This is a genomic window from Streptomyces sp. NPDC102451, assembly GCF_044765485.1.
In the GTDB taxonomy this organism is placed as follows: domain Bacteria; phylum Actinomycetota; class Actinomycetes; order Streptomycetales; family Streptomycetaceae; genus Streptomyces.
The window spans coordinates 13,824-36,382 of record NZ_JBIWKD010000011.1 but is presented as its reverse complement, the minus strand read 5'-3'; the positions used below and the strand labels follow the sequence as shown (position 1 = coordinate 36,382).

Sequence of the window (22,559 nt, the reverse complement as noted above, 5' to 3'; positions counted from 1 at the left end):
ACCCGCTCCGTGACGCTCAGGTGTCTCGGGTGGCGAGCATCCCCAGAGTGGCGAGCCCGAGGATCACCCAGCCGAACCAGAGCCAGCCGTTGCTCCCCAGCGCCACCGTGTACGCCGTCACCGCGACCAGTGCGCCGACGGTGAGCACTCCCATGGTTTTCGTGGATCCAGGCATGAGCACACGCTCCTCACCCGGCCGCACGGCCGGTGAAGCCATGGTCACCCCTCGGGCGTGCCCGGCGCTACTGCCCGCGCGTCTGCAATGAGGCGAGATAGGCGTTGTACGCCTTCAGCTCCTGGTCGCCGTCCCGGTCGGCGGCACGGTCGGAGCGCTTGGCCGTCCGCTGGTCGGAGCGGTACCACTGGAAGACCAGCGCGATCAGCACCAGCACGGACGGGATCTCGCTGAACGCCCAGGCGATGCCGCCGGCCGCGGACTGGTCGCCCAGGGCATCGATACCGAGGGACGCCGGGGGGTTCTCGTACGCCTTCACCATCGGCTGGCTCGCCATCATCAGGGCGATCCCGAAGAACGCGTGGAACGGCATGCCCGCGAAGAGCTCCAGCATCCGCATCACGTAACCGGGCCGGTGCGGGCCGGGGTCGACGCCCATGATCGGCCAGAAGAACACCAGGCCGACCGCCAGGAAGTGCACCATCATCGCGATGTGGCCGGTCTTCGACTCCATGAGGAAGTCGAACAGCGGGGTGAAGTAGAGCCCGTACAGGCTCGCGATGAACAGCGGGATCGTGAACACCGGATGCGTGATGATCTTCATGTAGCGGCTGTGGAGCAGCTTGAGCAGCAGCTCGCGCGGACCCGTACGGCCCCGGCCCGCCACGGGCAGCGCCCGCAGGGCCAGCGTCACCGGGGCGCCCAGCAGCAGCAGGATCGGCGACACCATGCTGATCACCATGTGCTGCACCATGTGCACGCTGAACATGACCATGCCGTAGTCGTTGAGTCCCGTGCACATCACCAGGGCGATGGACAGCACCCCGATGACGAAGAGCACGATCCGGTTCACCGGCCAGCCGTCGCCCCGCCGGCGCAGCCGCACGACCCCGTACCCGTACAGGGCGAGCGCGACGGCGCAGCCGATCAGGAAGAACGGGTCCGCGGAGAACTCCAGCCCGCGCCCCAGCGTGAACGGCGGCAGATCCATGTTCATGCCGTGCCCGCCGTGATCCATCTGTTCACTCCCGCTGGGGTCGTCCCCGTTTCGTGCCGGTTGTCCGGTCCAGACTAGAACCGCCCCCGGCCGCGGGTGCGGCCGGGGGCGGTCCGGGGAATGTCGCGACGGGTCAGAGCACGACCTGCGCCTCGGCGTAGCGCTCGGCCGGGACCGTCTTCAGGGTCTCCACGGCCGCCGCCAGCGGGACCATCGTGATGTCGGTGCCGCGCAGCGCCGTCATCATGCCGAACTCACCGCGGTGGGCGGCCTCCACCGCGTGCCAGCCGAAGCGGGTGGCCAGGACACGGTCGTACGCGGTCGGGGTGCCGCCGCGCTGCACATGGCCGAGGATCACCGGGCGGGCCTCCTTGCCGAGGCGCCGCTCCAGCTCACCGGAGAGCTGCGTCGCCACACCGGCGAAGCGCTCATGGCCGTAGATGTCCTTCGTGCCCTGGGCGAACTCCATGGAGCCCTCCCGGGGCTTGGCGCCCTCCGCCACGACGACGATCGCGAACTTCTTGCCGTCCGAGAAGCGCTTGCCGACCACGGCGGTCAGCTCGTCGATGTCGAAGGGCCGCTCGGGTACGACGATGGCGTGCGCGCCGGCCGCCATGCCCGAGTGCAGTGCGATCCACCCGGTGTGCCGCCCCATGACCTCGACGATCAGCACCCGCTGGTGCGACTCCGCCGTCGTCTTCAGCCGGTCCAGCGCCTCGGTCGCGACCCCGACGGCCGTGTCGAAACCGAAGGTCACGTCGGTGGAGGCGATGTCGTTGTCGATGGTCTTCGGCACACCGACGATGGGCAGCCCCGACTCGGAGAGCAGGTTGGCGGCCTTCAGCGTGCCCTCGCCGCCGATCGGGATGATCGCGTCCAGGCCGAGATCGGCGACATGGCCCTTCGCGCGCTCCACACCGTCACGCAGATGCGCGGGCTGGACACGGGAGGAGCCGAGGATCGTGCCGCCACGGGCGAGGATGCCGCCGACCGCGTCGAGGTCGAGCTTGCGGTAGTCGCACTCGAGGAGGCCCTTCCACCCGTCGTGGAAGCCGATGACCTCGTCGCCGTGGTCGACCACCGCACGGTGCACGACGGAACGGATGACGGCGTTGAGGCCGGGGCAGTCGCCGCCGGAGGTGAGCACACCAATTCGCATTGCCCGGGAAACCTTTGCAACGTGGGCCGACGCCGGACCACGTCGTCCGGTTGGATCCCCGCCACCCTACCGGCGCGGGGTGGCCGGACCGAACCCACTGTCCGACTGCTGGACGTCCACCGGATGTACACCGGCCACGCACGTACGGACCGGCCCCCGTGGAGGCCGGTCCGCACGGGACGCGCAAGGACGGACGTGTCAGGCGGGCTGGGTCGCCGCGGCGATCCGCTCGGCGCGCAGCGCCTCGTACCACCGGTCGTCGCTCGGCGGCAGCGCGTTGACGTCCAGGGCCAGCTTCAGCAGCAGGTCCGCGATCAGCGGGTTGCGTGCCAGGACGGGCCCGTGCATGTACGTGCCGAAGACCGTGTCGTTGTACGCGCCCTCCGTGCCGTCGCCCGTGCCGTTGCCCCGGCCCAGACGCACCCGGGCGAACGGGCGGGCCGAAGGACCGAGGTGGGTGACGCCCTGGTGGTTCTCGAAACCGGTCAGCGGCGGCAGCCCCAGGTTCGGGTCGATGTCGCCGAGCACGTCGCCGACGCACCGGGCGCCCTCGCCCCGGGTCGAGACGACGTCGAGCAGCCCGAGGCCGGGCTCGCGCTCGCCGAGGTCGTTGATGAACTCGTGGCCGAGGATCTGGTAGCCGGCGCAGACCGAGAAGATGATCGCGCCGTTGGCCGCGGCCCGGCTCAGCCCGCCGTCACGGCGCAGCCGCTCCGCCGCGAGCCGCTGCGGCCGGTCCTCGCCGCCGCCGATCAGATAGATGTCGCCCGACGTCGGGATGGGCTGGTCGCTGCGCACGTCCACGCGTGACACGTCGAGACCGCGCTGGCGTGCCCGGCGCTCCACCACCAGGGCGTTGCCCTGGTCGCCGTAGGTGCTGAGGAGGTCGGGGTAGACCCACACCAGCCGCAGGCTGTTGTTGCTCATGCTTCGTCCTCTCCGGGGGGTGCCCGCGCGGGGGTCAGTTGCCGACACGACGGCGCAGATCCTGGAAGGCGGTGTAGTTGGCGATGACCTCGATGCGGCCGGGCGGGGCCATCTGGACGGCCTCGTCCAGGGTCTCGCAGACCCGGAAGTCCAGTCCGGCCACCTCGAGCCGGACCGCGAGGTCCAGCTTGCGGTCACCGAGCACGAAGATCGGGTGACCGTAGAGCTGGGTGTAGTCGACGTCCCACAGCCAGGACGTGTCCGTGCCGTCGGCGCCGCGGGCATTCACCGAGAGGATCACCGGGGTGGGCGGCGGATCGATCAGGGAGAACGTCTCCAGCCAGCCCGCCGGGTTCTTCGCCAGCAGGAGCCGGAGCTCACGGCCGAGGAAGGTCACGACGTCGTAGCGGCCGGCCACCGCCTGCACCTGGTACATGCGCTCCAGGGCGACCTGCGGCGGCACGCCGAAGACCGCGGCCACGGCGGCCGAGCTCGTGGCGTTCGCCTTGTTGGCCCGGCCCGGCAGCTGGAGGTGGATCGGCCACGCGGACCCGTGCGGGTCCAGGACGTAGTCGCCGTTCAGCGCCCAGCTGGGCGCGGGCCGGCGGAAACCGCAATCGCCGCAGAACCAGTCGTCACCGGGGCGCTGCATCACACCGCCGCAGGACGGGCAGGACCACGCGTCGTCCTTCCACGCCTGTCCCGCCGCGACCCACACCACGTTGGGGGAGGACGAAGCGGCCCACACGATCAGCGGGTCGTCGGCGTTGGCCACGATCACGGCCTTGGAGCCCGACAGGCCCTCACGCCACTTCTCGGCCAGCATCCGGGTCTCCGCCGCGCGGTCCAGCTGGTCGCGGGAGAGGTTGAGCAGCGCGATCACCTTCGGGGTGGTGTCGCGTGCCACACCCGCCAGGTACTTCTCGTCGACCTCGATCACGCCGTACCGCGCGTCCGAGCCGCCCGCCAGCGCGGAGGTGATCCCCGCGGGCATGTTGGCTCCGAGCGCGTTCGACACGACGGGCCCCGCGGCCCTGAGTGCCTCCGCGATCAGCCGGGTCGTGGTCGTCTTGCCGTTCGTCGCGGACACGAGGATCACGTCCAGGTGCTGCGCCAGCCGCCCGAGCAGGTCGGGGTCGAGCTTGAGCGCCACCCGGCCGCCGATCACCGATCCGCTGCCGCGCCCCGCAGCGCGCGACACCGCCGCCGCGGCCTTGCCCGCCGTCACGGCGAGCTTGGCCCGCGGCGACAACGGCTCCGTGTTGCCTGCCATCGTCCTAGATCCTCCTTGCGTAAGTCCGCGCCCAGCCTATCGATGTCCGGCGGGGCGACCGCACCTCGGCACCACGGGGAACGTGGAGGTCACGTGGAACGTACGCTTCTCCCCATGCGAAACCGCCCGATCCCCGGCAGTTCCGGACGCGTTCGTGCCATGAGTCTGCTCGGAGCCCCGGTCCTCCACAGGCCGTGCGACGACGTCACCGAGTTCGGCCCGCCGCTCGCCCGTCTGGTGGAGGACATGTTCGCCACGATGTACGCCGCGAACGGAGTAGGGCTCGCCGCGAACCAGATCGGCTTCTCCCTCCGGGTGTTCGTCTTCGACTGTCCTGACGACGACGAGGTCCGGCACCTGGGCCACGTCGTCAACCCGGTACTCGTCGAGGCGGACGGCATCACCGTACGCGGAGCGGAGGGCTGCCTCTCGCTCCCGGGGCTCGAGGCGGGCACCCCGCGCTTCGACCACGCGGTGGTCGAGGGCCTGACCATGACGGGGGAACCGGTGCGGATCGCCGGCACCGGCTGGTTCGCCCGCTGCCTGCAGCACGAGTGCGACCACCTCGACGGCCTGGTCTACACGGACAGGCTGACGGGACTGCGCCGCGCCAGGGCGCTGCGCGCGGCCCGGCGGGCGCCGTGGGGGCGTACGGCCGCCGACGACTGATCCGGGCGCGCGCCACCGGAGGCCCCGGAGAGCGCTGTGGGGGCTCAGAAACCCTGGCCGCCGGGCAGGTCACCCGCCTCGGCCAGCCTGCCCCACAGCAGGTCGGCGAGACTGCGTACGAGCTGCTCGCGCGAACACGGCCGGTCGCCCAGCCACCAGTCGCCGGCCGCGTGCATCATGCCGACGATGCCGTGACCCCAGATACGGGCCATCTGCTCGCTGTCCGGACCGAGGTCGACCCGCTCCACGATCACCTTTCCCAGCTCCTCACCGAGGCGGCGCAGCAGCGGCGCGGAGTGCCGGCCGACGTCGAAGCCCTGCTCGGGGGAGGGGGCCGCGTCGTCGGACGGGTGCATCAGGAAGCGGTAGACCTGCGGGCGCGCCTCGATCGCCGCCAGGTAGGTGTCCAGCGTCGCCTCGACCCGTTCGCGCCGCTCCGAGGGCGCGTCGAGCGCGGCCCGCAGGGCGCTCAGCAGCGCGTCGGTGTGGCGTTTGGCGAGCGCCCGGTAGAGGCCGCCCTTGTCGCCGAAGTGCCGGTAGAGGATGGGCTTGGTGATCCCGGCCTCAGCGGCGATCGCGTTCATCGACGCCTTCGGCCCGTCCCTGAGCACCACCCGGTCCGCGGCCTCCAGCAGCTCCCGGCGGCGCTGTTCGGCCGCTGTCCGCTGCCGTTCGGCCCCTCGTGTGGTCTCCATGTCGTCTTCTCCCGCCCCGCCCAGCTGTCCTGCGATCTCGTCACGCCCGGGCAACGTAACACCCTGGTCCGCGGCGCGCGGATAGGCGGCGGACAGGCGGCTGACCGGTTGACAGAGGCTACTTGCTGGTAACAGACTGTTGTTACCGCTAGTAACGGGTTTTCCGGAAGTGCATGGAGGGAACATGGCCGAGTTCACGCTCGAGCTCAACGACGACCAGAAGCAGGTCCGTGACTGGCTGCACGGATTCGCCGCCGAGGTGATCCGGCCGGCCGCTTCGGAGTGGGACGAGCGTGAGGAAACGCCCTGGCCCGTCATCCAGGAGGCGGCCAAGGTCGGGATCTACTCCCTCGACTTCTACGCCCAGCAGTTCTTCGACCCCACCGGCCTCGGCATCCCGATGGCCATGGAGGAGCTCTTCTGGGGCGACGCGGGCATCGCCCTGTCGATCGTCGGTACGGGACTGGCGGCCGTCGGCGTCCTCGCCAACGGCACCGAGGAGCAGATCGGTACCTGGATCCCCCAGATGTACGGGGACGCGGCAGACGTGAAGGTCGCCGCCTTCTGTTCCTCCGAGCCTGACGCCGGCTCGGACGTGGCCTCGATGCGTACCCGCGCGGTGTACGACGAGGCCAAGGACGAGTGGGTGCTCAACGGCACCAAGACCTGGGCGACCAACGGCGGCATCGCCAACGTCCACGTCGTCGTCGCCGTCGTCGACCCGGAGCTGGGCTCGAAGGGCCACGCCTCCTTCATCGTCCCGCCGGCCACCCCCGGTCTCTCGCAGGGGCAGAAGTTCAAGAAGCACGGCATCCGCGCCTCGCACACGGCCGAGGTCGTCCTGGAGGACGTCCGTATCCCCGGCCACTGCCTGCTCGGCGGCAAGGAGAAGCTCGACGAGCGCCTCGCCCGGGCCCGCGAGCGCGCCAGGTCCGGCGGCGAGCGCGTCAAGAACGCGGCGATGGCGACCTTCGAGGCCTCCCGCCCTGCCGTCGGCGCCATGGCGGTCGGCACCGCGCGCGCCGCCTACGAGGTCGCCCTCGACTACGCGAAGACGCGTACCCAGTTCGGCCGCCCGATCATCGACAACCAGGGCATCGCCTTCCAGCTGGCCGACATGCGTACGCAGATCGACGCGGCACGGCTGCTCGTCTGGCGTGCGTCCTGGATGGCGAGCGCGGGCAAGCCGTTCACCGCGGCCGAGGGGTCGATGTCGAAGCTCTACGCGAGCGAGACGGCCAAGACGGTCACCGCCCAGGCCGTGCAGATCCTGGGCGGCAACGGCTTCACCCGTGAGTACCCGGTCGAGCGCATGCACCGGGACGCCGCGATCTACACCATCTTCGAGGGCACGAGTGAGATCCAGCGCCTGGTGATCGCCCGCACCCTCTCGGGGATGCCGATCCGCTAGTCACACACCGCGGGGCCGGACCGTGCGCCGGTCCGGCCCCGCGTGCTGTGCCGAGCGCGGACCGCTACCGCGGCAGCTGCGCCTCGATGGCCGCGAGGACCTCGGGCGCGTCCGGCTCGGTGCGGGGGCGGATCCGGGCGACCGGCTCACCGGCGGGGGAGACGAGGAACTTCTCGAAGTTCCACTGGACGTCCCCGGCCGTGCCCTCGGCGTCTTCCAGCTTCGTCAGCTCCGCGTAGAGCGGGTGCCGGTTCTCGCCGTTGACGTCGGTCTTCTCCAGCAGCGGGAAGCTCACCCCGTACGTCGTCGAGCAGAACGTCCGGATCTCCTCCGCGGTGCCCGGCTCCTGGCCCGCGAACTGGTTGCAGGGCACCCCGAGCACGGTGAACCCGCGGTCCGCGTACTCCTTCTGGAGCCTTTCCAGGCCTGCGTACTGCGGAGTGAGCCCGCACTTGGAAGCGACGTTCACCAGCAGGACCGCCGAGCCCGCGTAGGTGCCCAGGGTGGTCGGTTCGCCGGTGAGCGTACGGAGCGGGATGTCGTGCAGCGTCATGGGATGTCTCCTCGGTGGCGTGGCGTCCCCCTCATTGTGACGGCCCCTGCGGGGAGACCTCCCGCGGGTCCAGTGCCCGGTAGTAGAACGTGGTCGCCCTGAGCGTGCCGTACGGGTCCGCGGCGTAGTCCGGGACGGAGCCGCAGAGTGTCCAGCCCGCCGAGCGGTAGAGCCTCTCGGCATCGCTCCCCGTCTCGGTGTCCAGGACGAGCAGCGTCAGCCCCTGGTCGGCGGCGGAGCGTTCGGCCGCCGTGAGCAGGGCCCGGCCGACCCCCCGGCCGCGGGCGGAGGGCCTGACCACGAGCTTGGCGACCTCCGCGCGGTGGCGGGCGTTGGGCATGGCCGCCCTGGCCAGCCCGATCGTGCCCGCCACCCGCTCGTCGTCGCGGGCGATCCAGACCTGCTGGCTCCCCGACTCGACCGCGGCCGCCCGGTCCCGCCACCAGGTGGCCGCCGTCTCCCGGTCCAGCGGGGCGAGGAATCCGACCGAGGCCCCGCCCTCCACGGACTCGATCAGCAGGGCGGCGAGCTCATCGGCGTACGTGACCAGTTCGGGGCCGGACACGGGGACGATCTCGGTCATGGAGCGGGGTCCTTTCACGTTCACGGCAGGACGATCATCAGTGCGTACCGGACCCGTCGCGGGCCCGGACAGTGGAAGCGCGAGGGGCCGTGCAGCCGGAAGCGCAGGCAGTCGCCCTCGTTCACGGTGTGCACCGTTCCCTCGGCGGTGATCTCGACCGTGCCCTCGAGCACCCAGATGTGCTGCTCCACACCGGGCACCGGCGCGTTCTCGTACGCGAGGGTGGCGCCGGCGTCGAGCGCGACCTCGACGACCTCGGCGCGCAGGCCCGGGTGCGGCGGCGAGACGGAGCGGCGGACGAACCCGGCGGCCCCGTCCCGCCACACCGGCTGCCGCTCGGCCGGAACCAGCTGCGGCGGCTCGGCCTCCACCTCCATCAGCAGCCGCGACATCGTGCGTCCGTACACCGTGCACAGCCGGCCGAGTACGGCGGTGGTGGGGCTCAGCTCGCCGCGCTCCAGCCGCGACAGGGTCGAGCGGCTCACGCCGGCCAGCCCGGACAGCTCGTCCAGCGACCAGCCGCGTTCGGTGCGGAGCATGCCCAGCCGTGCCGCGAGGCGGTCGTCGACGCTGTCCGGCCCTTCCGGGTCTCTCATATGCGGGATCATATCTCTGTTCGGAGAAGAGTGCCGATCAGGTGATGCCGTGTCAGGCTGATAAACGGAACATAAGCCGTGAAGTGGCTCGATCGAGTCGCTCATCGGCTGGGAACCGAGGAGGCCGACATGGCTGGAAGTGCGAGCGAGACGAAGGTGGGGCGCGACACCGCCGGAGGGGGCGGAGCCCAGTCGGGCTGGACCGTCTTCGCGGCGGTGATGATGATCTTCGGTGGGACCATGGCCATCCTCGAAGGCATCGCCGCCATCGCCAAGGACGACCTCTTCGTCTCCACACGCAACTACGTGTTCCAGTTCAGCCTGACCGGCTGGGGCTGGGTGCACCTCATCCTGGGCATCGTCGTCGTCCTCGCCGGCTGCGCCCTCTTCACCGGAGCCCTCTGGGCCCGCGCCGTCGGCGTCCTGCTCGCCGGGCTCCTGGTGGTCGCCCACTTCCTGTGGCTTCCCTACTATCCGTTCTGGTCGCTGGTGCTCATCGCCATCAACATCTTCGTCATCTGGGCGCTGTGCGTGGGTCCCCAGAAGAGCGTTCGAACCTGAGCGTGAGGACGTAGGAGACCACCACGGTGACGATCACGAGCGGCATGACGGTGATGCCCTCGGATCCCAGCAGCAGCGTGGCGAGCAGTACCGATGTCATCGGCAGGCGGAGCATCGCCACACACATGGCTCCGATGCCCATCGCGAAACCCGAGGTGGCGTTCAGGCCGGGCAGGTGCGACAGCGCCAGCCCGCCCGCCGCTCCCAGGAACATCGAGGGGAAGATGGGCCCGCCCCGGAAGGCGCTCAGGGACGCGGAGTAGGCGAGCGCCTTGCAGACGATCAGCACGATGAGCGTTCCGACCGTGTACGTGGCGTCCTCGGCGAGCAGACCGCCGAGGGCGTCCTGGCCGGAGTACAGCACCTCGGACGCGTCCCTTCCCGTGTTCTCGGCGTAGAGGAGCGCGAGTACGCCGACGGTCAGGCCCATCACCACCGTCGCGATCACCCGCCGCGGCTCGACCCGCTCCTGCAGGGACTGGGCGAGTCTCTTGACGCCGGTGCCCGCGAGGGCCGCGGCGGCCCCGAGGACGATGGCCCAGCCGAACTCGGCGAGCGTGGGCTGGGGAGCGTGCGGTACGTGGGGGAGGGTCAGGGAGTACGTCCCCAGGCCCGTCCACGATCCCAGGCCGATGAAGATGAGCGATCCGATGCCGGAGGCCAGCAGTCCCGGCACGAGCACCAGGCCGAGCATCATCCCGGCGAGGCCGGACGCCTCCATCAGCAGGAACGCGCCGAGGAGCGGCGAGCCGAGCAGGGCGCTGACGGCGGCGAAGCTCCCCGCCGCCGCCACCATGGCGCTCGCGTTCGGCGCGATACCGGGCTTGAGCAGGCGTACCGCGTACACGGCCAGCCCGCCGCCGAGGGCGATCAGGGGGGCCTCGGGGCCGAGGACCACGCCGAGCCCGAGGGACGCCAGGGCGGCGAGCGCGACCCCGGGCAGCTGCGCGGCCGTCGGCGCCCCCGTGTTCACGAACCCCTCGGCCGGCCTGTGTCCGCCCGTGCCCGGGAGGTGGCGGATGACCAGCCCGGTCAGCAGACCCGCCACGGCGAGCAGCGGCACCGGCCACCACGACGGCGTGCTCTCGAAGCCCAGCGCGTGGGGGAGGTCCTCGAAGGTCAGGGACTGCAGCTCGTGGACGAGTGCCAGAAAGCCGAACGCCGCGGCGGAGATGGGGACGCCGAGGGCCGCCACGATGATCAGAAGTACCGCGTACCCCCGGGTGCGGACCACCGCGAGCGGATCCGGGGCCTCCGTGCCGGGTGCTCCGACCGATTCGGCCGACATGGTCATGGTCTCCTCGGTGTCGGTTCCCGGCCAGGTCCACCGACCCGCCGGGGTCCACACGGTGATACCACGATGTCCGGTTATGTCCGCGAAGTACCCGCTGTCGGCGAGTGGTGAATCCGGCCCGCTATTTCTCGTCCTCCCCGGCCGCGGGCAGGCGGCCCGCGGCCACCGCATCGACGAGAGCCCGGTGGTCCCGCTCGTTCTGGTCCGCGTACCGCTCGGCGAACGTCTCCAGCGCCCGGTCGAACGGGTCGCCGTGGCCGAGGTAGGACGCGATGGCGATGCGGTCGCCGGACCGCGCGTGCGCACGGGCCAGGGTCGTCCCGCACAGCTCCCCGAAGGCTTCCATGCCGCGCGGCTCCATCAGTTCCGGTTCGGCGACGCCCTTCCAGTCGCGCAGTTGGCGCACGTAGAAGTCCCGGCGCCTTCCGTCGAACCCGTCGACCCGCTCCCAGCCCAGGAAGATGTCCCCCGCGGCCTGCATCAGGCGCTGACCCGCCACCACCCGTTGGCCCTGGTTCCGGTACCTGCTTGCCCCCGCGTAGGGCGCCAGTACCGAGGAGTCGGCCTCCTTGGCCTGGAGGAAGAGCGGATCCCCGCCGTCCCTGCCCAGCAGGAGGAAGATCCAGCAACGGGTCCCGACGCTTCCCACGCCCACGACCTTGCGGGCCATGTCCACCGGCTCGAAGTCGGCGAGCAGGGCCCGCCGGTCCGAGGGCAGGCTGCGGCCGTAGCGCCGGAGGAGTCTCCTGAACTGCCCTTCGGTCGCGCGGCGTTCCGCATCGGGCAGCAGGTCCGCGATCGGCACCACCAGAGGCGGATCCGGGGCGATGCGCAGGCGCCCGCCACTCACCTCGGTGAGCTTGGCGAACGCCTGCAGACTGTCCCGGGTGCGGGCCTTCGCCGTCGCACCGGCGATGCGCTTGCGGCCACGGGCGGCCAGTCTGCCGGCGGCCATGGCCCTCAGGTGGTCCTCGTCGGTCTTCGTGTACCAGACGTCGAGATTGCGCATGTCCGCGAACCGGATCATCGACTCCCGGTACGAGCGCACGGTGGCCCGTACGATGCGGGCCCGTTCCTTGTCCGTGAAGCCGTTGGCGCGCCCCGCGATGACGAGGCTGGCCGCCAGCCGTTTGACGTCCCACTCCCAGGGCCCCGGCAGCGTCTCGTCGAAGTCGTTGATGTCGAAGAGCAGATGGCGTTCGGGTGAGGCGAGCAGCCTGAAATTCAGAAGATGGGCATCGCCGCACAGCTGGGCCCTGATCCCGGAGTCCGGCGTCCCCGCCAGGTCGGAGGCCATGATCGCCGCGGCGCCCCGGTAGAAGCGGAAGGGCGACTCCGTCATCCGCCCGTACCGGATCGGCACGAGCTCCTGCACCCTGGCCGCCGACTGGGCCTCCAGGAGGGCCAGTGGATCCGGCCGGTCACCCGGTGCCTCGTACGCCTGATGGCTGGACCTGGGGACCCGTTTGCGGGCCGCCTTGCCGAGCGCGGCCCGTTCCTCGGGGGTCGCGCCCGGTACGGCGCGGAGCGGTGAGGTGCGTCTCTGGGGCATGGTGGCCCTCCTGACTGCGTGCGGGGCCGTGCGGGCGGCCCCTGCCTCCCATCATCCCGGGCCTGCCCGGATCCGGCCGCTCGGCCGGGTCCGGCGACGGGCGGGGCCGTGCGGCCTCAGGCCCGTCCGTCTTTCCCGGCCCCGGCCACATGCCGCCAGATCGCCCGCTGGCACCTGAGCGCGACGGCGCCCACCACGATGAGCACCGAGATGTTGACCAGGAGCTGGACGAGGGACCCCCATGCCTCGGACCAGCTCGCGAAGGCCGTCGAGACGCTGATGGCCGCGGCCGCCGGGATGGTCGTCACCGAGATGAACACCCCGAGCAGAGCGCTCGTACGGGCTTCGGTGAGCGACACGATGCCGACGACGCCGGCCAGGCCCGCCACGGCGAACGAGAAGAAGTTCGGGGTGTTGATCAGGTCGGAGACAGGCCGCAGGCCCCGTTCGAACGCCGCCGACTGCAGACCGAAGCCACGGATGAGCAGACTGAAGAGGAGGGTGACCGCGATCGTGAGCAGGAGGCCGGCGCCCAGCGCGGACAGGCCCGCGCGGACCATGCTCCGGTCCCCCCTGTCGATGCCCAGGGCCACAGCGACGATCGCCCCGTACTCGGGGCCGACCACCATCGCGCCGACGATCAGGATCTGGGAGTTGGTCACGATGCCGACCGAGCCGATCAGGCCCGCGACGACCAGATAGAGGTAGAAACTCGGTGCGTATCTCCCCTCGGACCGGATCCTCGCCTCCACCTGCTCCCACACCGGTGTGCCGGCGAGCGCCCCGAGTCTGCGGGTCGCGCCGTCCGCGGCCCGCCCCGGGAAGGCCATGTCGACCGGCTCGATGACGACGGACCCGCGAAGCTCGACCTGGAGGTCCCGCAGGCCGCGCAGGACCTCGTTCGCGGCCCCCGTCAGCACGTCGCACGCGATGGAGTCCCCGTCGGGGTTGCGCGCGGCGCCCCGCTGCACGATCAGGTTGAGGACGTACGGACTGCCGCCCAGGAACGCCTCGGCCCGGTCGGTCAGGTCCGGCGGGCTGACGGCACGGACATGGATCATGTCCACGCGCCACCTCCGCGAGGCCGGGGGATGCCTGAAAGGGTGCGGCTTTCGTGGGGGTACGGCGAGGTTCGGGCGGTCATGGACCGATACCCTCCCACAGCGGCATACGGTCCGGTGGGCGCCCTGCGGACGGCGACGCCGGTGCCGCGGCACGGAGCGGCCGACCGGTTCCCGGTCCTGCCTGGGAGAATCCTCGCGTGGAGATCCCCGAGCCCTTCCCCGGCTTTCCCGAACCGCCGGCCGCACCGGACCGGCAGGCGGGCCGCCGCCCCGTGCGCTGCGCCCTGTGCGGACGCCCCCTCACCGGCGCGGAGTCACGCCGCACCGGACTCGGCCCCGCCTGCGACGCCAAACTGCATCCGGCGGGCCCTGACATCCGGACCCGCCGTCATGAGGTCGATCAGGACCCGCTGCCCGGCACCTGAAACGGCCCCGGGCGCGCGGGCTACGCGCCGTCGAGCCGGCGGAACAGCCCCTCCTGCACCACGGACACCAGCAACTGCCCCTGACGGTCGTAGATCCGCCCCCGGGCCAGCCCGCGGCCACCCGTGGCGATCGGCGACTCCTGGTCGTACAGGAACCACTCGTCCGCCCGGAACGGCCGGTGGAACCACATGGCGTGGTCCAGCGACGCCATGTCGAAGCCGCGCGGACCCCACAGCGGCTCGACCGGGATGCGTACCGCGTCCAGCAGCGTCATGTCGCTCGCGTACGTCAGCGCGCAGGTGTGCACGAGCGGGTCGTCACCCAGCGGTCCGACCGCGCGCATCCACACGGCGCTCCGCGGGTCCGCGTCCTTGACCTCCTCGGACGTCCAGCGCAGCCGGTCGGCGTAACGGATGTCGAAGGGCTGGCGCCGGGCCATCCGCTCCAGCGCCTCCGGCAGTCCGCCCAGATGCTCGCGCACCTCGTCGGCGACCGTCGGCAGCTCCTCCGGATCGGGCACGATGCGGGCCGGCGGCAGCTGGTGCTCGAAGCCGGCCTCCTCCGGGCGGTGGAACGACGCGGTCAGATTGAAGATCGTCCGGCCCTGCTGCACGGCCGTGACCCGGCGCGTGGTGAAGGACCGGCCGTCCCGCACCCGCTCCACGTCGTAGACGATCGGCACGCCCGGGCGGCCCGGACGCAGGAAGTAGGCGTGCAACGAGTGGACGGGACGGTCCCCGTCGGTCGTGCGGCCGGCCGCGACCAGCGCCTGGCCCGCGACCTGCCCGCCGAAGACCCGCTGCAGGGACTCGTCGGGGCTGCGGCCGCGGAAGATGTTGACCTCGATCCGCTCCAGGTCGAGCAGCTCGACCAGGCTGTCGGCGGGGTTCGTCATGCGGTTCTTCTCCACTCTTCGGGCCGGTGCGGGCGATGCGCCGTCACAGCTGGCCCACGGCCGTGACCCGGACGACCGCCCGGCCCTCCTCGTCGGAGGCCGCGAGATCGACCTCCGCACGGATTCCCCAGTCGTGGTCGCCCGCGGGGTCGGCGAAGGCCTGCCACACCCGCCACAGACCGTGCTCCTGGTCCTCGTCGATCTTCAGCAGCTTCGGGCCGCGCGCGTCCGGGCCCGTACCCAGGTCCTCGTGCGCGTCCCAGTAGCCGTCCATCGCCTCGCCCCAGGCGTCCTCGTCCCAGCCCGAGTCGGCGTCGAGCTCGCCCAGGTCGCGGACGCGGTCCAGGGCGGCCAGCTCCACCCGGCGGAACATGGCGTTGCGCACCAGGACCCGGAAGGCGCGGGCGTTGGCCGTCACCGGCTTGACCTCGTCGGCCTTCTCCTGCGCCTGCTCGGCCGTCTCCACCTCCGGGTTGGCCAGCTGCTCCCACTCGTCCAGCAGACTGGAGTCCACCTGGCGCACCATCTCGCCCAGCCAGGCGATCAGGTCCTCCAGGTCCTCGGACTTCAGGTCGTCCGGGATGGTGTGCTCCAGCGCCTTGTACGCGCTCGCCAGATAGCGCAGCACGATGCCCTCGGTGCGGGCCAGCTCGTAGTTCGACGTGAACTCCGTGAAGGTCATGGCCCGTTCGTACATGTCCCGGATCACCGACTTCGGCGACACGGGGTGGTCACCGACCCACGGGTGGCTCGTGCGGTACACGTCGTACGCGTGCCAGAGCAGCTCGCTCAGCGGCTTGGGATACGTGACCTCCTGGAGCCGCTCCATCCGCTCCTCGTACTCGACCCCGTCCGCCTTCATCTGCCCGACGGCCTCGCCCCGCGCCTTGTTCTGCTGGGCGGCCAGGATCTGCCGCGGGTCGTCGAGCGTCGACTCGACGACGGAGACCATGTCCAGCGCGTACGAGGGGGATTCGGCGTCCAGCAGGTCGAACGCGGCCAGCGCGAACGTGGACAGCGGCTGGTTGAGCGCGAAGTCCTGCTGGAGGTCGACGGTGAGCCGTACGATCCTGCCCTCGGCGTCGGGCGTGTCGAGCTGCTCCACGACACCGCCGTCGAGCAGCGAGCGGTAGATCGCGATGGCCCGGCGGATGTGCCTCAGCTGCGCCCTGCGCGGCTCATGGTTGTCCTCCAGCAGATGGCGCATCGCCTCGAAGGCGTTGCCCGGGCGGGCGATCACCGACAGCAGCATCGTGTGCGTCACCCGGAAACGGGAGGTCAGCGGCTCGGGATCGGACTGGATCAGCTTGTCGAAGGTGGTCTCCGACCAGGCGACGAAGCCCTCGGGGGCCTTCTTGCGGACCACCTTGCGCTTCTTCTTGGGGTCGTCGCCCGCCTTCTTGACGGCCTTCTCGTTCTCGATGACGTGCTCGGGGGCCTGTGCCACGACGAAGCCCGCCGTGTCGAACCCGGCCCGGCCCGCGCGGCCCGCGATCTGGTGGAACTCACGGGCGCGCAGGGTGCGCACCCGGGTGCCGTCGTACTTGGTGAGGGCGGTGAACAGCACCGTACGGATGGGGACGTTGACCCCGACGCCCAGCGTGTCCGTGCCGCAGATGACCTTCAGCAGACCCGCCTGGGCGAGCTTCTCGACGAGACGGCGGTACTTGGGGAGCATGCCCGCGTGGTGCACCCCGATGCCGTGGCGCACGTAACGGGAGAGGTTCTGGCCGAACTTGGTGGTGAAGCGGAAGTTGCCGATCAGGTCGGCGATCTTCTCCTTCTCCTCCTTGGTGCACATGTTGATGCTCATCAGCGACTGCGCCCGCTCCACGGCCGCCGCCTGCGTGAAGTGCACGATGTAGACGGGCGACTGCCGGGTGTCCAGGAGCTCGGTGAGTGTCTCCGTGATCGGCGTCAGCCGGTACTCGTAGCTCAGCGGCACCGGCCGGGTCGCGGAGCGCACCACGGACGTCGGGCGGCCCGTACGGCGGGTCAGGTCCTCCTCGAACATCTTGACGTCACCGAGGGTGGCCGACATCAGGACGAACTGGGCCTGCGGAAGCTCCAGGATCGGGATCTGCCAGGCCCAGCCGCGGTCCTGCTCCGCGTAGAAGTGGAACTCGTCCATCACGACCTGGCCGATGTCGGCGTACTTGCCGTCACGCAGCGCGATCGAGGCGAGGACCTCGGCGGTGCAGCAGATGACCGGGGCGTCGGCGTTGACCGAGGCGTCGCCGGTCAGCATGCCGACGTTCTCCGTGCCGAAGAGCTTGCACAGGTCGAAGAACTTCTCCGAGACCAGCGCCTTGATCGGCGCGGTGTAGAACGTGACCTTGTCCTGGGCCAGCGCCGTGAAGTGCGCACCCGCCGCGACCAGGCTCTTTCCGGAGCCGGTGGGGGTGGAAAGGATCACGTTCGCCCCGGAGACCACCTCGATCAGCGCCTCCTCCTGAGCCGGATAGAGGGTGATGCCCTGCGATTCGGTCCATGACGAGAAGGCCTCGAAGAGGGCGTCCGGGTCGGCGGTCGGGGGCAGCTGATCGATAAGGGTCACGCCCCCATCTTGCCTGCCTCCGGACCGGATGAGGGAACCGGAGGATCCGGCGAAGATCACGGACGATACGCTTCCCACTCAACTCGGCTGCCTCACACAGGCAATGGCGGCCCGGCCAGGACACACGGCCGAATCACGATGGGGGCGGGAACAGCCATGATGGGACCGGCACACTCTCTGTCAGGGGCAGCGGCCTGGCTGGGGGTGGGCGCCGCGGCCGCGGCCGCGGGCCACACGATGCCCTGGCCCGTCCTGGTCGTGGGAGCCCTGATCACCGCGGGCGCCGCGCTCGCCCCGGACCTCGACCACAAGTCGGCCACCATCTCGCGGGCCTTCGGACCGATCTCCAAGGGCGTCTGCGAGATAGTCGACAAGCTCTCGTACGCCGTCTACAAGGCGACCCGGGGCGCGGGTGACCCGCGCAGGACCGGTGGCCACCGCACCCTCACCCACACCTGGCTCTGGGCGGTGCTCATCGGCGCCGGAGCCTCGGCCGCGGCCATCTTCGGCGGCCGGTGGGCGGTCCTGGGCATCCTCTTCGTCCACCTCGTCCTCGCCGTCGAGGGCCTGCTGTGGCGGGCGGCCAGGGTCTCCAGCGACGTCCTCGTATGGCTGCTGGGCGCGACCAGCGCATGGATCCTCGCGGGCGTCCTCGACCAGCCGGGCAACGGTTCCACCTGGCTGTTCGACGCTCCCGGCCAGGAGTACCTCTGGCTCGGGCTCCCGATCGTGCTCGGCGCCCTCGTCCACGACATCGGCGACGCCCTGACGGTCTCGGGCTGCCCGATCCTGTGGCCGATCCCGCTGGGCCGCAAGCGCTGGTACCCCATCGGGCCGCCGAAGGCCATGCGGTTCCGGGCCGGCAGCTGGGTGGAGCTGAAGGTGCTGATGCCCGCCTTCATGATCCTCGGGGGACTGGGCGGCGCGGCGGCGCTCAACGTCATCTGACCACGGCGGTCCCTTCCGGGGGCGGTGCGCCCGGCTCCGTAGCACCATGGCGGCATGCAGCTCGCCCGGCTCGCCCATGTGTCCCTGGAGGTCGCCGCGACCTCGGCACGCACCCGGAAGACCGCCCTGCTGGCCGGGCTCTTCCGGGAGGCGGGGCCGGACGACGTCCCGGTCGTCATCCCGTATCTCGCCGGCCGTCTCCCGCAGGGGCGGCTCGGGATCGGATGGAGCGCCCTGCGCCACGAGGTGACGCCCGCCGACGCGCCCACGCTGACCGTGACGGAGACCGACGCGGAGCTGACGGCGATCGGAGCCCTCACCGGCCCCGGCTCGCAGGCCGCACGCAAGGAGCGCCTGACACGGCTGCTCGGCGCCGCCACCGCCGACGAACAGCGTTTCCTTCGCGCGCTGCTCACCGGGGAGGTGCGGCAGGGCGCGCTGGACGCCGTCGCCGTCGACGCCCTGGCCGACGCCGCCGGAGCACCGCCCGCCGAGGTGCGGCGCGCCGTCATGCTCGCCGGATCGCTCGGACCCGTCGCCCGTACGCTCCTCGCGGAGGGCCCCGGTGGCCTCGCGTCCTTCCGGCTCACCGTCGGCCGGCCGGTCCAGCCCATGCTGGCGCACACCGCCCGCTCGGTGACCGAGGCGATCGACCGGCTGGGACCCTGCGCCGTCGAGGAGAAGCTGGACGGCATTCGCGTCCAGGTGCACCGTGACGGGGCCGAGGTGCGCGTCTACACCCGCACGCTCGACGACATCACCGACCGGCTCCCCGAACTCGCCGCGGCCGTGACCGGCTTCCCCGCCGGGCGGTTCATCCTCGACGGCGAGGTGATCGCGCTCGGTGCCGACGGGCGGCCCAGACCGTTCCAGGAGACCGCCGGCCGGGTGGGGTCCCGGCGCGACGTCGCCACCGCGGCGGGGGCCGTCCCCGTGGTCCCCGTCTTCTTCGACGTGCTGTCCGTCGACGGACGTGAGCTCCTCGACCTCCCCTTCGCCGGCCGCCACCAGGAGCTGGCCGCGCTCGTCCCCGGACCGATGCGCGTACGGCGCGTCACCGTGGACGACCCCACGGACGGGCCGCAGCGCGCGGCCGCGGAGGCATTCTTCGGGGAGACACTGGCCCGCGGGCACGAGGGCGTCGTCGTCAAGGGCGGCACGGCCGCGTACAGCGCGGGCCGGCGGGGCGCCTCCTGGCTGAAGGTGAAACCCGTGCACACCCTGGACCTCGTGGTGCTTGCCGCCGAGTGGGGCCACGGCAGACGCACCGGGAAGCTCTCCAACCTGCATCTGGGGGCGCGTCGGGAGGACGGCACCTTCGCGATGCTGGGCAAGACCTTCAAGGGGCTCACGGACGCCGTGCTCACCTGGCAGACCGAACGCCTCCGGCAGCTGGCCACCGGCGACGACGGACATGTGGTGACGGTACGCCCGGAACTCGTCGTGGAGATCGCCTACGACGGGCTCCAGAGGTCCACCCGCTACCCGGCGGGCGTCACCCTTCGGTTCGCCCGGGTCCTGCGCTACCGCGAGGACAAGCGGGCCGACCAGGCGGACACGGTCGACACGGTCCTCTCCCGCCGGACATGACTCCGGCCCCCGCCCGCGCGGCCGGGGCCGGGGGAGGGGGCCGCACCGTACGGCTCAGCGGTGGACGTCCGCGGCGGCGGTGTGCGCGCGGATCTCCTCCGGCGTGAGATACGCGTCGGTGTACTCGAAGTCGCGCAGGGTGGCCTGTTTACGGGCCTGGAACCCCGTCCGTACGAAGTCGTCGCCGGCGATCGCGTTGAGCAGCCAGTTGGTCATGACCCGGGTCTTCGCAACGTTCGTCCGCAGCGCAGCCCAGTGGTAACCGCGCGCCGCGGCCTGGGCCGGCAGGCCCTTCAGCTCGATGCCCAGCGGCTTGGACACCGCGTCCCGGCCACCGAGGTCCACGACCAGGCCGAGGTCCTTGTGGACGTACGGCTGGAGCGGGCGGCCGCGCAGCGACGCGATGATGTTGTCCGCGAGCCTGCGGCCCTGGCGCATGGCGTGCTGGGCGGTCGGCGGGCAGATCGCCCCGTCGCCCTTGGCCAGGTCCGGCACCGCCGCCGCGTCGCCGAGCGCGAACACTCCGTCGCCGCCGGGCAGCGTCATCTCCGGTGTCACGGCGAGCCGGCCGCGCACCGTCTCCGCGCCGAGGGTGGCGATGAGCGGACTCGCCGCGACGCCCGCGGTCCAGATCAGCGTGCGGCACGGCAGCACCCGGCCGTCCGTGAAGGTCACCTTGTCCGGCCCCGCCTCCGCGACGGAGACACCGAGCGAGACCTCGATGCCGCGCTTGCGCAGGATCTCCAGGGCACTGAGACCGAGCTTGTCGCCGAGCTCGGGCATGAGCTTCGGCGCGATGTCGATCAGATGCCACTTGATCAGCTTGGGGTCCAGCCGGGGGTAGTGCTTGACGGCGTTGCTGGTGAGCAGCTGCAGGCACGCGGCCGTCTCCGTACCGGCGTACCCGCCGCCCACCACCACGAACTGCAGCCGGGACGCCCGCTCCTCCTCGTCGTGGCTGGCGTCGGCCAGATCGAGCTGGGAGATGACGTGGTCCCGGATGTAGGCGGCCTCGGCCAGGGTCTTCATGCCCCGGGCGTTCTCGACCAGTCCGGGGATGTCGAAGGTCCGGGTGACGCTGCCCGCGGCCAGCACGATGTAGTCGTACGGCTCGTTCACGATCTCGTCCGTGATCTTGCGGACCACGCAGACTTTCGCCTTCGTGTCCACCCCGATGGCCCCGCCCGGCACGATCCGGGTGCGGTGGCGCCGGCTGCGGCGCAGGGAGACGGCGACCGACTGGGGGGTGAGCACCCCGGAGGCGACCTGGGGGAGCAACGGCAGGTAGAGCTGGTACGAGAACGGGGTGACGAGCGCGATGTCCGCCTCGCCGGGCGCGAGGGTGCGCTCCAGCCGGCGCACGCACTCGACCCCGGCAAAGCCGGCGCCGACAACGAGAATCCTGGGTCGTGCCACGGTGTGCGTCCCTTCTCGGGTTTACGCGGTCATCGCTCGCCTGCCCCGTATCCGGGGCCAGTCACTCCTCATCCTCACCTCGGAGGCATCAGTTCGCCTCCTGTACGGCGGACCGTGGCGCGGGTGGGGGAACGCTGGAGCAGGGGAGGAGCCGGGACGACGTCGTGCATACTGTCGCTCGGTCCTGCGGGGAGGCATGGAGCGTATGGGGTCAGCGGAGGACGTGCCGGTGCGCATCGGCGCCTACACGGTCGAACGGGAACTGGGCGCCGGCGGAATGGGGACGGTCTACCTGGCGCGGTCCCGTGGGGGCCGCGCCGTGGCCGTGAAGGTGGCACGCCCCGAACTGGCCGGCGATCCGCACTTCCGTGAGAGGTTCCGCGCCGAGGTCGACGCCGCCCGCAAGGTCGGCGGTTTCCACACGGCCCCCGTCGTGGACGCCGACCCCGACGCGGAAGCACCCTGGCTGGCCACGGCGTACATCCCGGGGCCCACCCTCTCCGGTCTGCTCATGGACCGCGGAGCGATGGACGAGCAGCGGCTGCGGCTGCTGGGCGCCGCCCTGGCGGAGGCGCTCCAGGCCGTCCACGCCTGTGGCCTGGTCCACCGGGACCTGAAGCCCGGAAACATCATCATGGCCGAGGACGGTCCCCGGGTCCTCGACTTCGGGATCGCACGAGCTCTGGAGTCGACCCGGCTCACCGCCACGGGGGCGGCCTTCGGAACCCCCGGCTTCCTCGCACCGGAGCAGGCCCAGGGCCTCGAAGTGAGCGGCGGCACCGACGTGTTCGCCCTCGGCGCGGTACTGGTCGCGGCGGCCGGCGGCAGCGCGTTCGGGGCGGGCACACCGATGGGGCTGATGTATCGCACCGTGCACGAGCCGGCGGATCTGTCCGCGGTACCGGACGGCATCCGCCCGGTGGTCGCGGCCTGCCTGGACAAGGACCCGCGGCGCCGGCCCACGCCCGGCGCACTCCTGGACCTGTTCGTGCCGGAATCCGCCTCGTACACGCCGACCGTGGTCGTCCCGGTGGCCCCCGTGCCGGCCCCGCCCGGCTCCGGCGGACCCGGCGCCGCCTCGCCGTGGCGCAGGGGAGGCGGGAGCCGACGGTGACGAGGCCGCCTTCGTCGCCGCGGACAGCAGGAGCAGTGTCGTCATCGACGCGGAAGGCATCGCCATCGACGACACCCGGCAGAGCGTCGAACTCACCTGGGACG

Annotated in this window: 22 protein-coding genes; 7 read left to right on the top strand and 15 right to left on the bottom strand. The window is 71.4% G+C overall.

Annotated features, from left to right (window positions below; genetic code table 11):
* Positions 1-16 precede the first annotated feature (16 nt).
* The 5 genes from ACIRD8_RS23545 to ACIRD8_RS23525 form a co-directional block, all read right to left on the bottom strand.
* Positions 17-175 carry a hypothetical protein gene (locus ACIRD8_RS23545; RefSeq protein WP_382495563.1) on the bottom strand — a complete coding sequence of 53 codons (159 nt, stop codon included), beginning with the start codon at positions 173-175 and terminating at the stop codon, positions 17-19.
* A 67-nt stretch (positions 176-242) separates the two neighbouring features.
* Entirely contained in the window at positions 243-1,193 is a 951-nt protein-coding gene (locus ACIRD8_RS23540; RefSeq protein WP_403994802.1) for a cytochrome c oxidase assembly protein, read from the bottom strand.
* Between the two features lie 112 nt (positions 1,194-1,305).
* Positions 1,306-2,331 (bottom strand): 6-phosphofructokinase, encoded by a 1,026-nt coding sequence (locus tag ACIRD8_RS23535; RefSeq protein WP_403994799.1) that lies wholly within the window; start codon positions 2,329-2,331, stop codon positions 1,306-1,308.
* A 198-nt stretch (positions 2,332-2,529) separates the two neighbouring features.
* Positions 2,530-3,258: a type 1 glutamine amidotransferase gene (locus ACIRD8_RS23530; RefSeq protein ID WP_099172055.1), complete on the bottom strand. Its 729-nt coding sequence runs from the start codon at positions 3,256-3,258 to the stop codon at positions 2,530-2,532.
* Positions 3,259-3,292: 34 nt separating this feature from the next.
* Positions 3,293-4,531, bottom strand: a complete 1,239-nt coding sequence (locus ACIRD8_RS23525; RefSeq protein WP_403994796.1) for a MurT ligase domain-containing protein — start codon at positions 4,529-4,531, stop codon at positions 3,293-3,295.
* Between the two features lie 114 nt (positions 4,532-4,645).
* Here ACIRD8_RS23525 and def point away from each other — a divergent pair, with 114 nt between their 5' ends.
* On the top strand, positions 4,646-5,200 hold the full coding sequence (gene def / locus ACIRD8_RS23520; RefSeq protein ID WP_403994793.1) for a peptide deformylase: 555 nt from the start codon (positions 4,646-4,648) through the stop codon (positions 5,198-5,200).
* Positions 5,201-5,244: 44 nt separating this feature from the next.
* Here def and ACIRD8_RS23515 read toward each other — a convergent pair whose 3' ends face one another.
* Positions 5,245-5,895 carry a TetR family transcriptional regulator gene (locus ACIRD8_RS23515; protein ID WP_403994790.1) on the bottom strand — a complete coding sequence of 217 codons (651 nt, stop codon included), beginning with the start codon at positions 5,893-5,895 and terminating at the stop codon, positions 5,245-5,247.
* Between the two features lie 184 nt (positions 5,896-6,079).
* On the opposite strand from ACIRD8_RS23515, the gene ACIRD8_RS23510 reads away from it, so the two are divergent.
* Complete coding sequence (locus ACIRD8_RS23510) at positions 6,080-7,306, top strand: acyl-CoA dehydrogenase family protein (RefSeq protein ID WP_403994788.1); 1,227 nt, start codon at positions 6,080-6,082, stop codon at positions 7,304-7,306.
* 64 nt (positions 7,307-7,370) lie between these two features.
* Here the strand turns inward: ACIRD8_RS23510 and ACIRD8_RS23505 are convergent, their stop codons facing one another.
* Genes ACIRD8_RS23505 through ACIRD8_RS23495 form a run of 3 tightly spaced genes read right to left on the bottom strand, consistent with a single transcriptional unit; the run spans position 7,371 to position 9,038 of the window.
* Complete coding sequence (locus tag ACIRD8_RS23505) at positions 7,371-7,859, bottom strand: glutathione peroxidase (protein ID WP_403994785.1); 489 nt, start codon at positions 7,857-7,859, stop codon at positions 7,371-7,373.
* 31 nt (positions 7,860-7,890) lie between these two features.
* Complete coding sequence (locus ACIRD8_RS23500; RefSeq protein ID WP_403994782.1) at positions 7,891-8,442, bottom strand: GNAT family N-acetyltransferase; 552 nt, start codon at positions 8,440-8,442, stop codon at positions 7,891-7,893.
* A gap of 20 nt (positions 8,443-8,462) precedes the next feature.
* Positions 8,463-9,038: a helix-turn-helix domain-containing protein gene (locus ACIRD8_RS23495; protein ID WP_403994779.1), complete on the bottom strand. Its 576-nt coding sequence runs from the start codon at positions 9,036-9,038 to the stop codon at positions 8,463-8,465.
* 129 nt (positions 9,039-9,167) lie between these two features.
* Here ACIRD8_RS23495 and ACIRD8_RS23490 point away from each other — a divergent pair, with 129 nt between their 5' ends.
* Positions 9,168-9,599 carry a hypothetical protein gene (locus ACIRD8_RS23490; RefSeq protein WP_403994776.1) on the top strand — a complete coding sequence of 144 codons (432 nt, stop codon included), beginning with the start codon at positions 9,168-9,170 and terminating at the stop codon, positions 9,597-9,599.
* Here ACIRD8_RS23490 and ACIRD8_RS23485 read toward each other — a convergent pair.
* The 3 genes from ACIRD8_RS23485 to ACIRD8_RS23475 form a co-directional block, all read right to left on the bottom strand.
* A complete protein-coding gene (locus ACIRD8_RS23485) occupies positions 9,553-10,887 on the bottom strand; it encodes a chloride channel protein (protein WP_403994774.1) in 1,335 nt (444 codons plus the stop codon). The genes ACIRD8_RS23490 and ACIRD8_RS23485 overlap by 47 nt on opposite strands.
* 127 nt (positions 10,888-11,014) lie before the next feature.
* Entirely contained in the window at positions 11,015-12,445 is a 1,431-nt protein-coding gene (locus tag ACIRD8_RS23480) for a DUF2252 domain-containing protein (RefSeq protein WP_403994771.1), read from the bottom strand.
* Positions 12,446-12,561: 116 nt separating this feature from the next.
* On the bottom strand, positions 12,562-13,512 hold the full coding sequence (locus ACIRD8_RS23475) for a DUF389 domain-containing protein (RefSeq protein ID WP_403994768.1): 951 nt from the start codon (positions 13,510-13,512) through the stop codon (positions 12,562-12,564).
* A 194-nt stretch (positions 13,513-13,706) separates the two neighbouring features.
* Here ACIRD8_RS23475 and ACIRD8_RS23470 point away from each other — a divergent pair, with 194 nt between their 5' ends.
* A complete protein-coding gene (locus ACIRD8_RS23470) occupies positions 13,707-13,934 on the top strand; it encodes a DUF6011 domain-containing protein (RefSeq protein WP_403994765.1) in 228 nt (75 codons plus the stop codon).
* A gap of 20 nt (positions 13,935-13,954) precedes the next feature.
* Here the strand turns inward: ACIRD8_RS23470 and ACIRD8_RS23465 are convergent, their stop codons facing one another.
* Both ACIRD8_RS23465 and ACIRD8_RS23460 read right to left on the bottom strand, forming a co-directional pair.
* Positions 13,955-14,830: an acyl-CoA thioesterase gene (locus ACIRD8_RS23465; protein ID WP_403994762.1), complete on the bottom strand. Its 876-nt coding sequence runs from the start codon at positions 14,828-14,830 to the stop codon at positions 13,955-13,957.
* Between the two features lie 43 nt (positions 14,831-14,873).
* Positions 14,874-17,387, bottom strand: a complete 2,514-nt coding sequence (locus tag ACIRD8_RS23460; protein WP_403994759.1) for a DEAD/DEAH box helicase — start codon at positions 17,385-17,387, stop codon at positions 14,874-14,876.
* A 156-nt stretch (positions 17,388-17,543) separates the two neighbouring features.
* Between ACIRD8_RS23460 and ACIRD8_RS23455 the strand changes: the two genes are divergently transcribed.
* Complete coding sequence (locus ACIRD8_RS23455) at positions 17,544-18,335, top strand: metal-dependent hydrolase (protein WP_403994756.1); 792 nt, start codon at positions 17,544-17,546, stop codon at positions 18,333-18,335.
* Positions 18,336-18,389: 54 nt separating this feature from the next.
* On the top strand, positions 18,390-19,925 hold the full coding sequence (locus ACIRD8_RS23450; RefSeq protein WP_403994753.1) for an ATP-dependent DNA ligase: 1,536 nt from the start codon (positions 18,390-18,392) through the stop codon (positions 19,923-19,925).
* A gap of 54 nt (positions 19,926-19,979) precedes the next feature.
* Here the strand turns inward: ACIRD8_RS23450 and ACIRD8_RS23445 are convergent, their stop codons facing one another.
* Positions 19,980-21,341 carry an NAD(P)/FAD-dependent oxidoreductase gene (locus tag ACIRD8_RS23445; protein ID WP_403994750.1) on the bottom strand — a complete coding sequence of 454 codons (1,362 nt, stop codon included), beginning with the start codon at positions 21,339-21,341 and terminating at the stop codon, positions 19,980-19,982.
* 205 nt (positions 21,342-21,546) lie between these two features.
* On the opposite strand from ACIRD8_RS23445, the gene ACIRD8_RS23440 reads away from it, so the two are divergent.
* Complete coding sequence (locus ACIRD8_RS23440; RefSeq protein WP_403994747.1) at positions 21,547-22,455, top strand: serine/threonine-protein kinase; 909 nt, start codon at positions 21,547-21,549, stop codon at positions 22,453-22,455.
* Positions 22,456-22,559 lie beyond the last annotated feature (104 nt).

Coding starts and splice junctions, on each gene's coding strand:
- ACIRD8_RS23545 (WP_382495563.1), bottom strand. CDS start 175: ATGCCTGGATCCACGAAAACCATGGGAGTGCTCACCGTCGGCGCACTG.
- ACIRD8_RS23540 (WP_403994802.1), bottom strand. CDS start 1,193: ATGGATCACGGCGGGCACGGCATGAACATGGATCTGCCGCCGTTCACG.
- ACIRD8_RS23535 (WP_403994799.1), bottom strand. CDS start 2,331: ATGCGAATTGGTGTGCTCACCTCCGGCGGCGACTGCCCCGGCCTCAAC.
- ACIRD8_RS23530 (WP_099172055.1), bottom strand. CDS start 3,258: ATGAGCAACAACAGCCTGCGGCTGGTGTGGGTCTACCCCGACCTCCTC.
- ACIRD8_RS23525 (WP_403994796.1), bottom strand. CDS start 4,531: ATGGCAGGCAACACGGAGCCGTTGTCGCCGCGGGCCAAGCTCGCCGTG.
- def (WP_403994793.1), top strand. CDS start 4,646: ATGCGAAACCGCCCGATCCCCGGCAGTTCCGGACGCGTTCGTGCCATG.
- ACIRD8_RS23515 (WP_403994790.1), bottom strand. CDS start 5,895: ATGGAGACCACACGAGGGGCCGAACGGCAGCGGACAGCGGCCGAACAG.
- ACIRD8_RS23510 (WP_403994788.1), top strand. CDS start 6,080: ATGGCCGAGTTCACGCTCGAGCTCAACGACGACCAGAAGCAGGTCCGT.
- ACIRD8_RS23505 (WP_403994785.1), bottom strand. CDS start 7,859: ATGACGCTGCACGACATCCCGCTCCGTACGCTCACCGGCGAACCGACC.
- ACIRD8_RS23500 (WP_403994782.1), bottom strand. CDS start 8,442: ATGACCGAGATCGTCCCCGTGTCCGGCCCCGAACTGGTCACGTACGCC.
- ACIRD8_RS23495 (WP_403994779.1), bottom strand. CDS start 9,038: ATGAGAGACCCGGAAGGGCCGGACAGCGTCGACGACCGCCTCGCGGCA.
- ACIRD8_RS23490 (WP_403994776.1), top strand. CDS start 9,168: ATGGCTGGAAGTGCGAGCGAGACGAAGGTGGGGCGCGACACCGCCGGA.
- ACIRD8_RS23485 (WP_403994774.1), bottom strand. CDS start 10,887: ATGTCGGCCGAATCGGTCGGAGCACCCGGCACGGAGGCCCCGGATCCG.
- ACIRD8_RS23480 (WP_403994771.1), bottom strand. CDS start 12,445: ATGCCCCAGAGACGCACCTCACCGCTCCGCGCCGTACCGGGCGCGACC.
- ACIRD8_RS23465 (WP_403994762.1), bottom strand. CDS start 14,830: ATGACGAACCCCGCCGACAGCCTGGTCGAGCTGCTCGACCTGGAGCGG.
- ACIRD8_RS23455 (WP_403994756.1), top strand. CDS start 17,544: ATGATGGGACCGGCACACTCTCTGTCAGGGGCAGCGGCCTGGCTGGGG.
- ACIRD8_RS23450 (WP_403994753.1), top strand. CDS start 18,390: ATGCAGCTCGCCCGGCTCGCCCATGTGTCCCTGGAGGTCGCCGCGACC.
- ACIRD8_RS23440 (WP_403994747.1), top strand. CDS start 21,547: ATGGGGTCAGCGGAGGACGTGCCGGTGCGCATCGGCGCCTACACGGTC.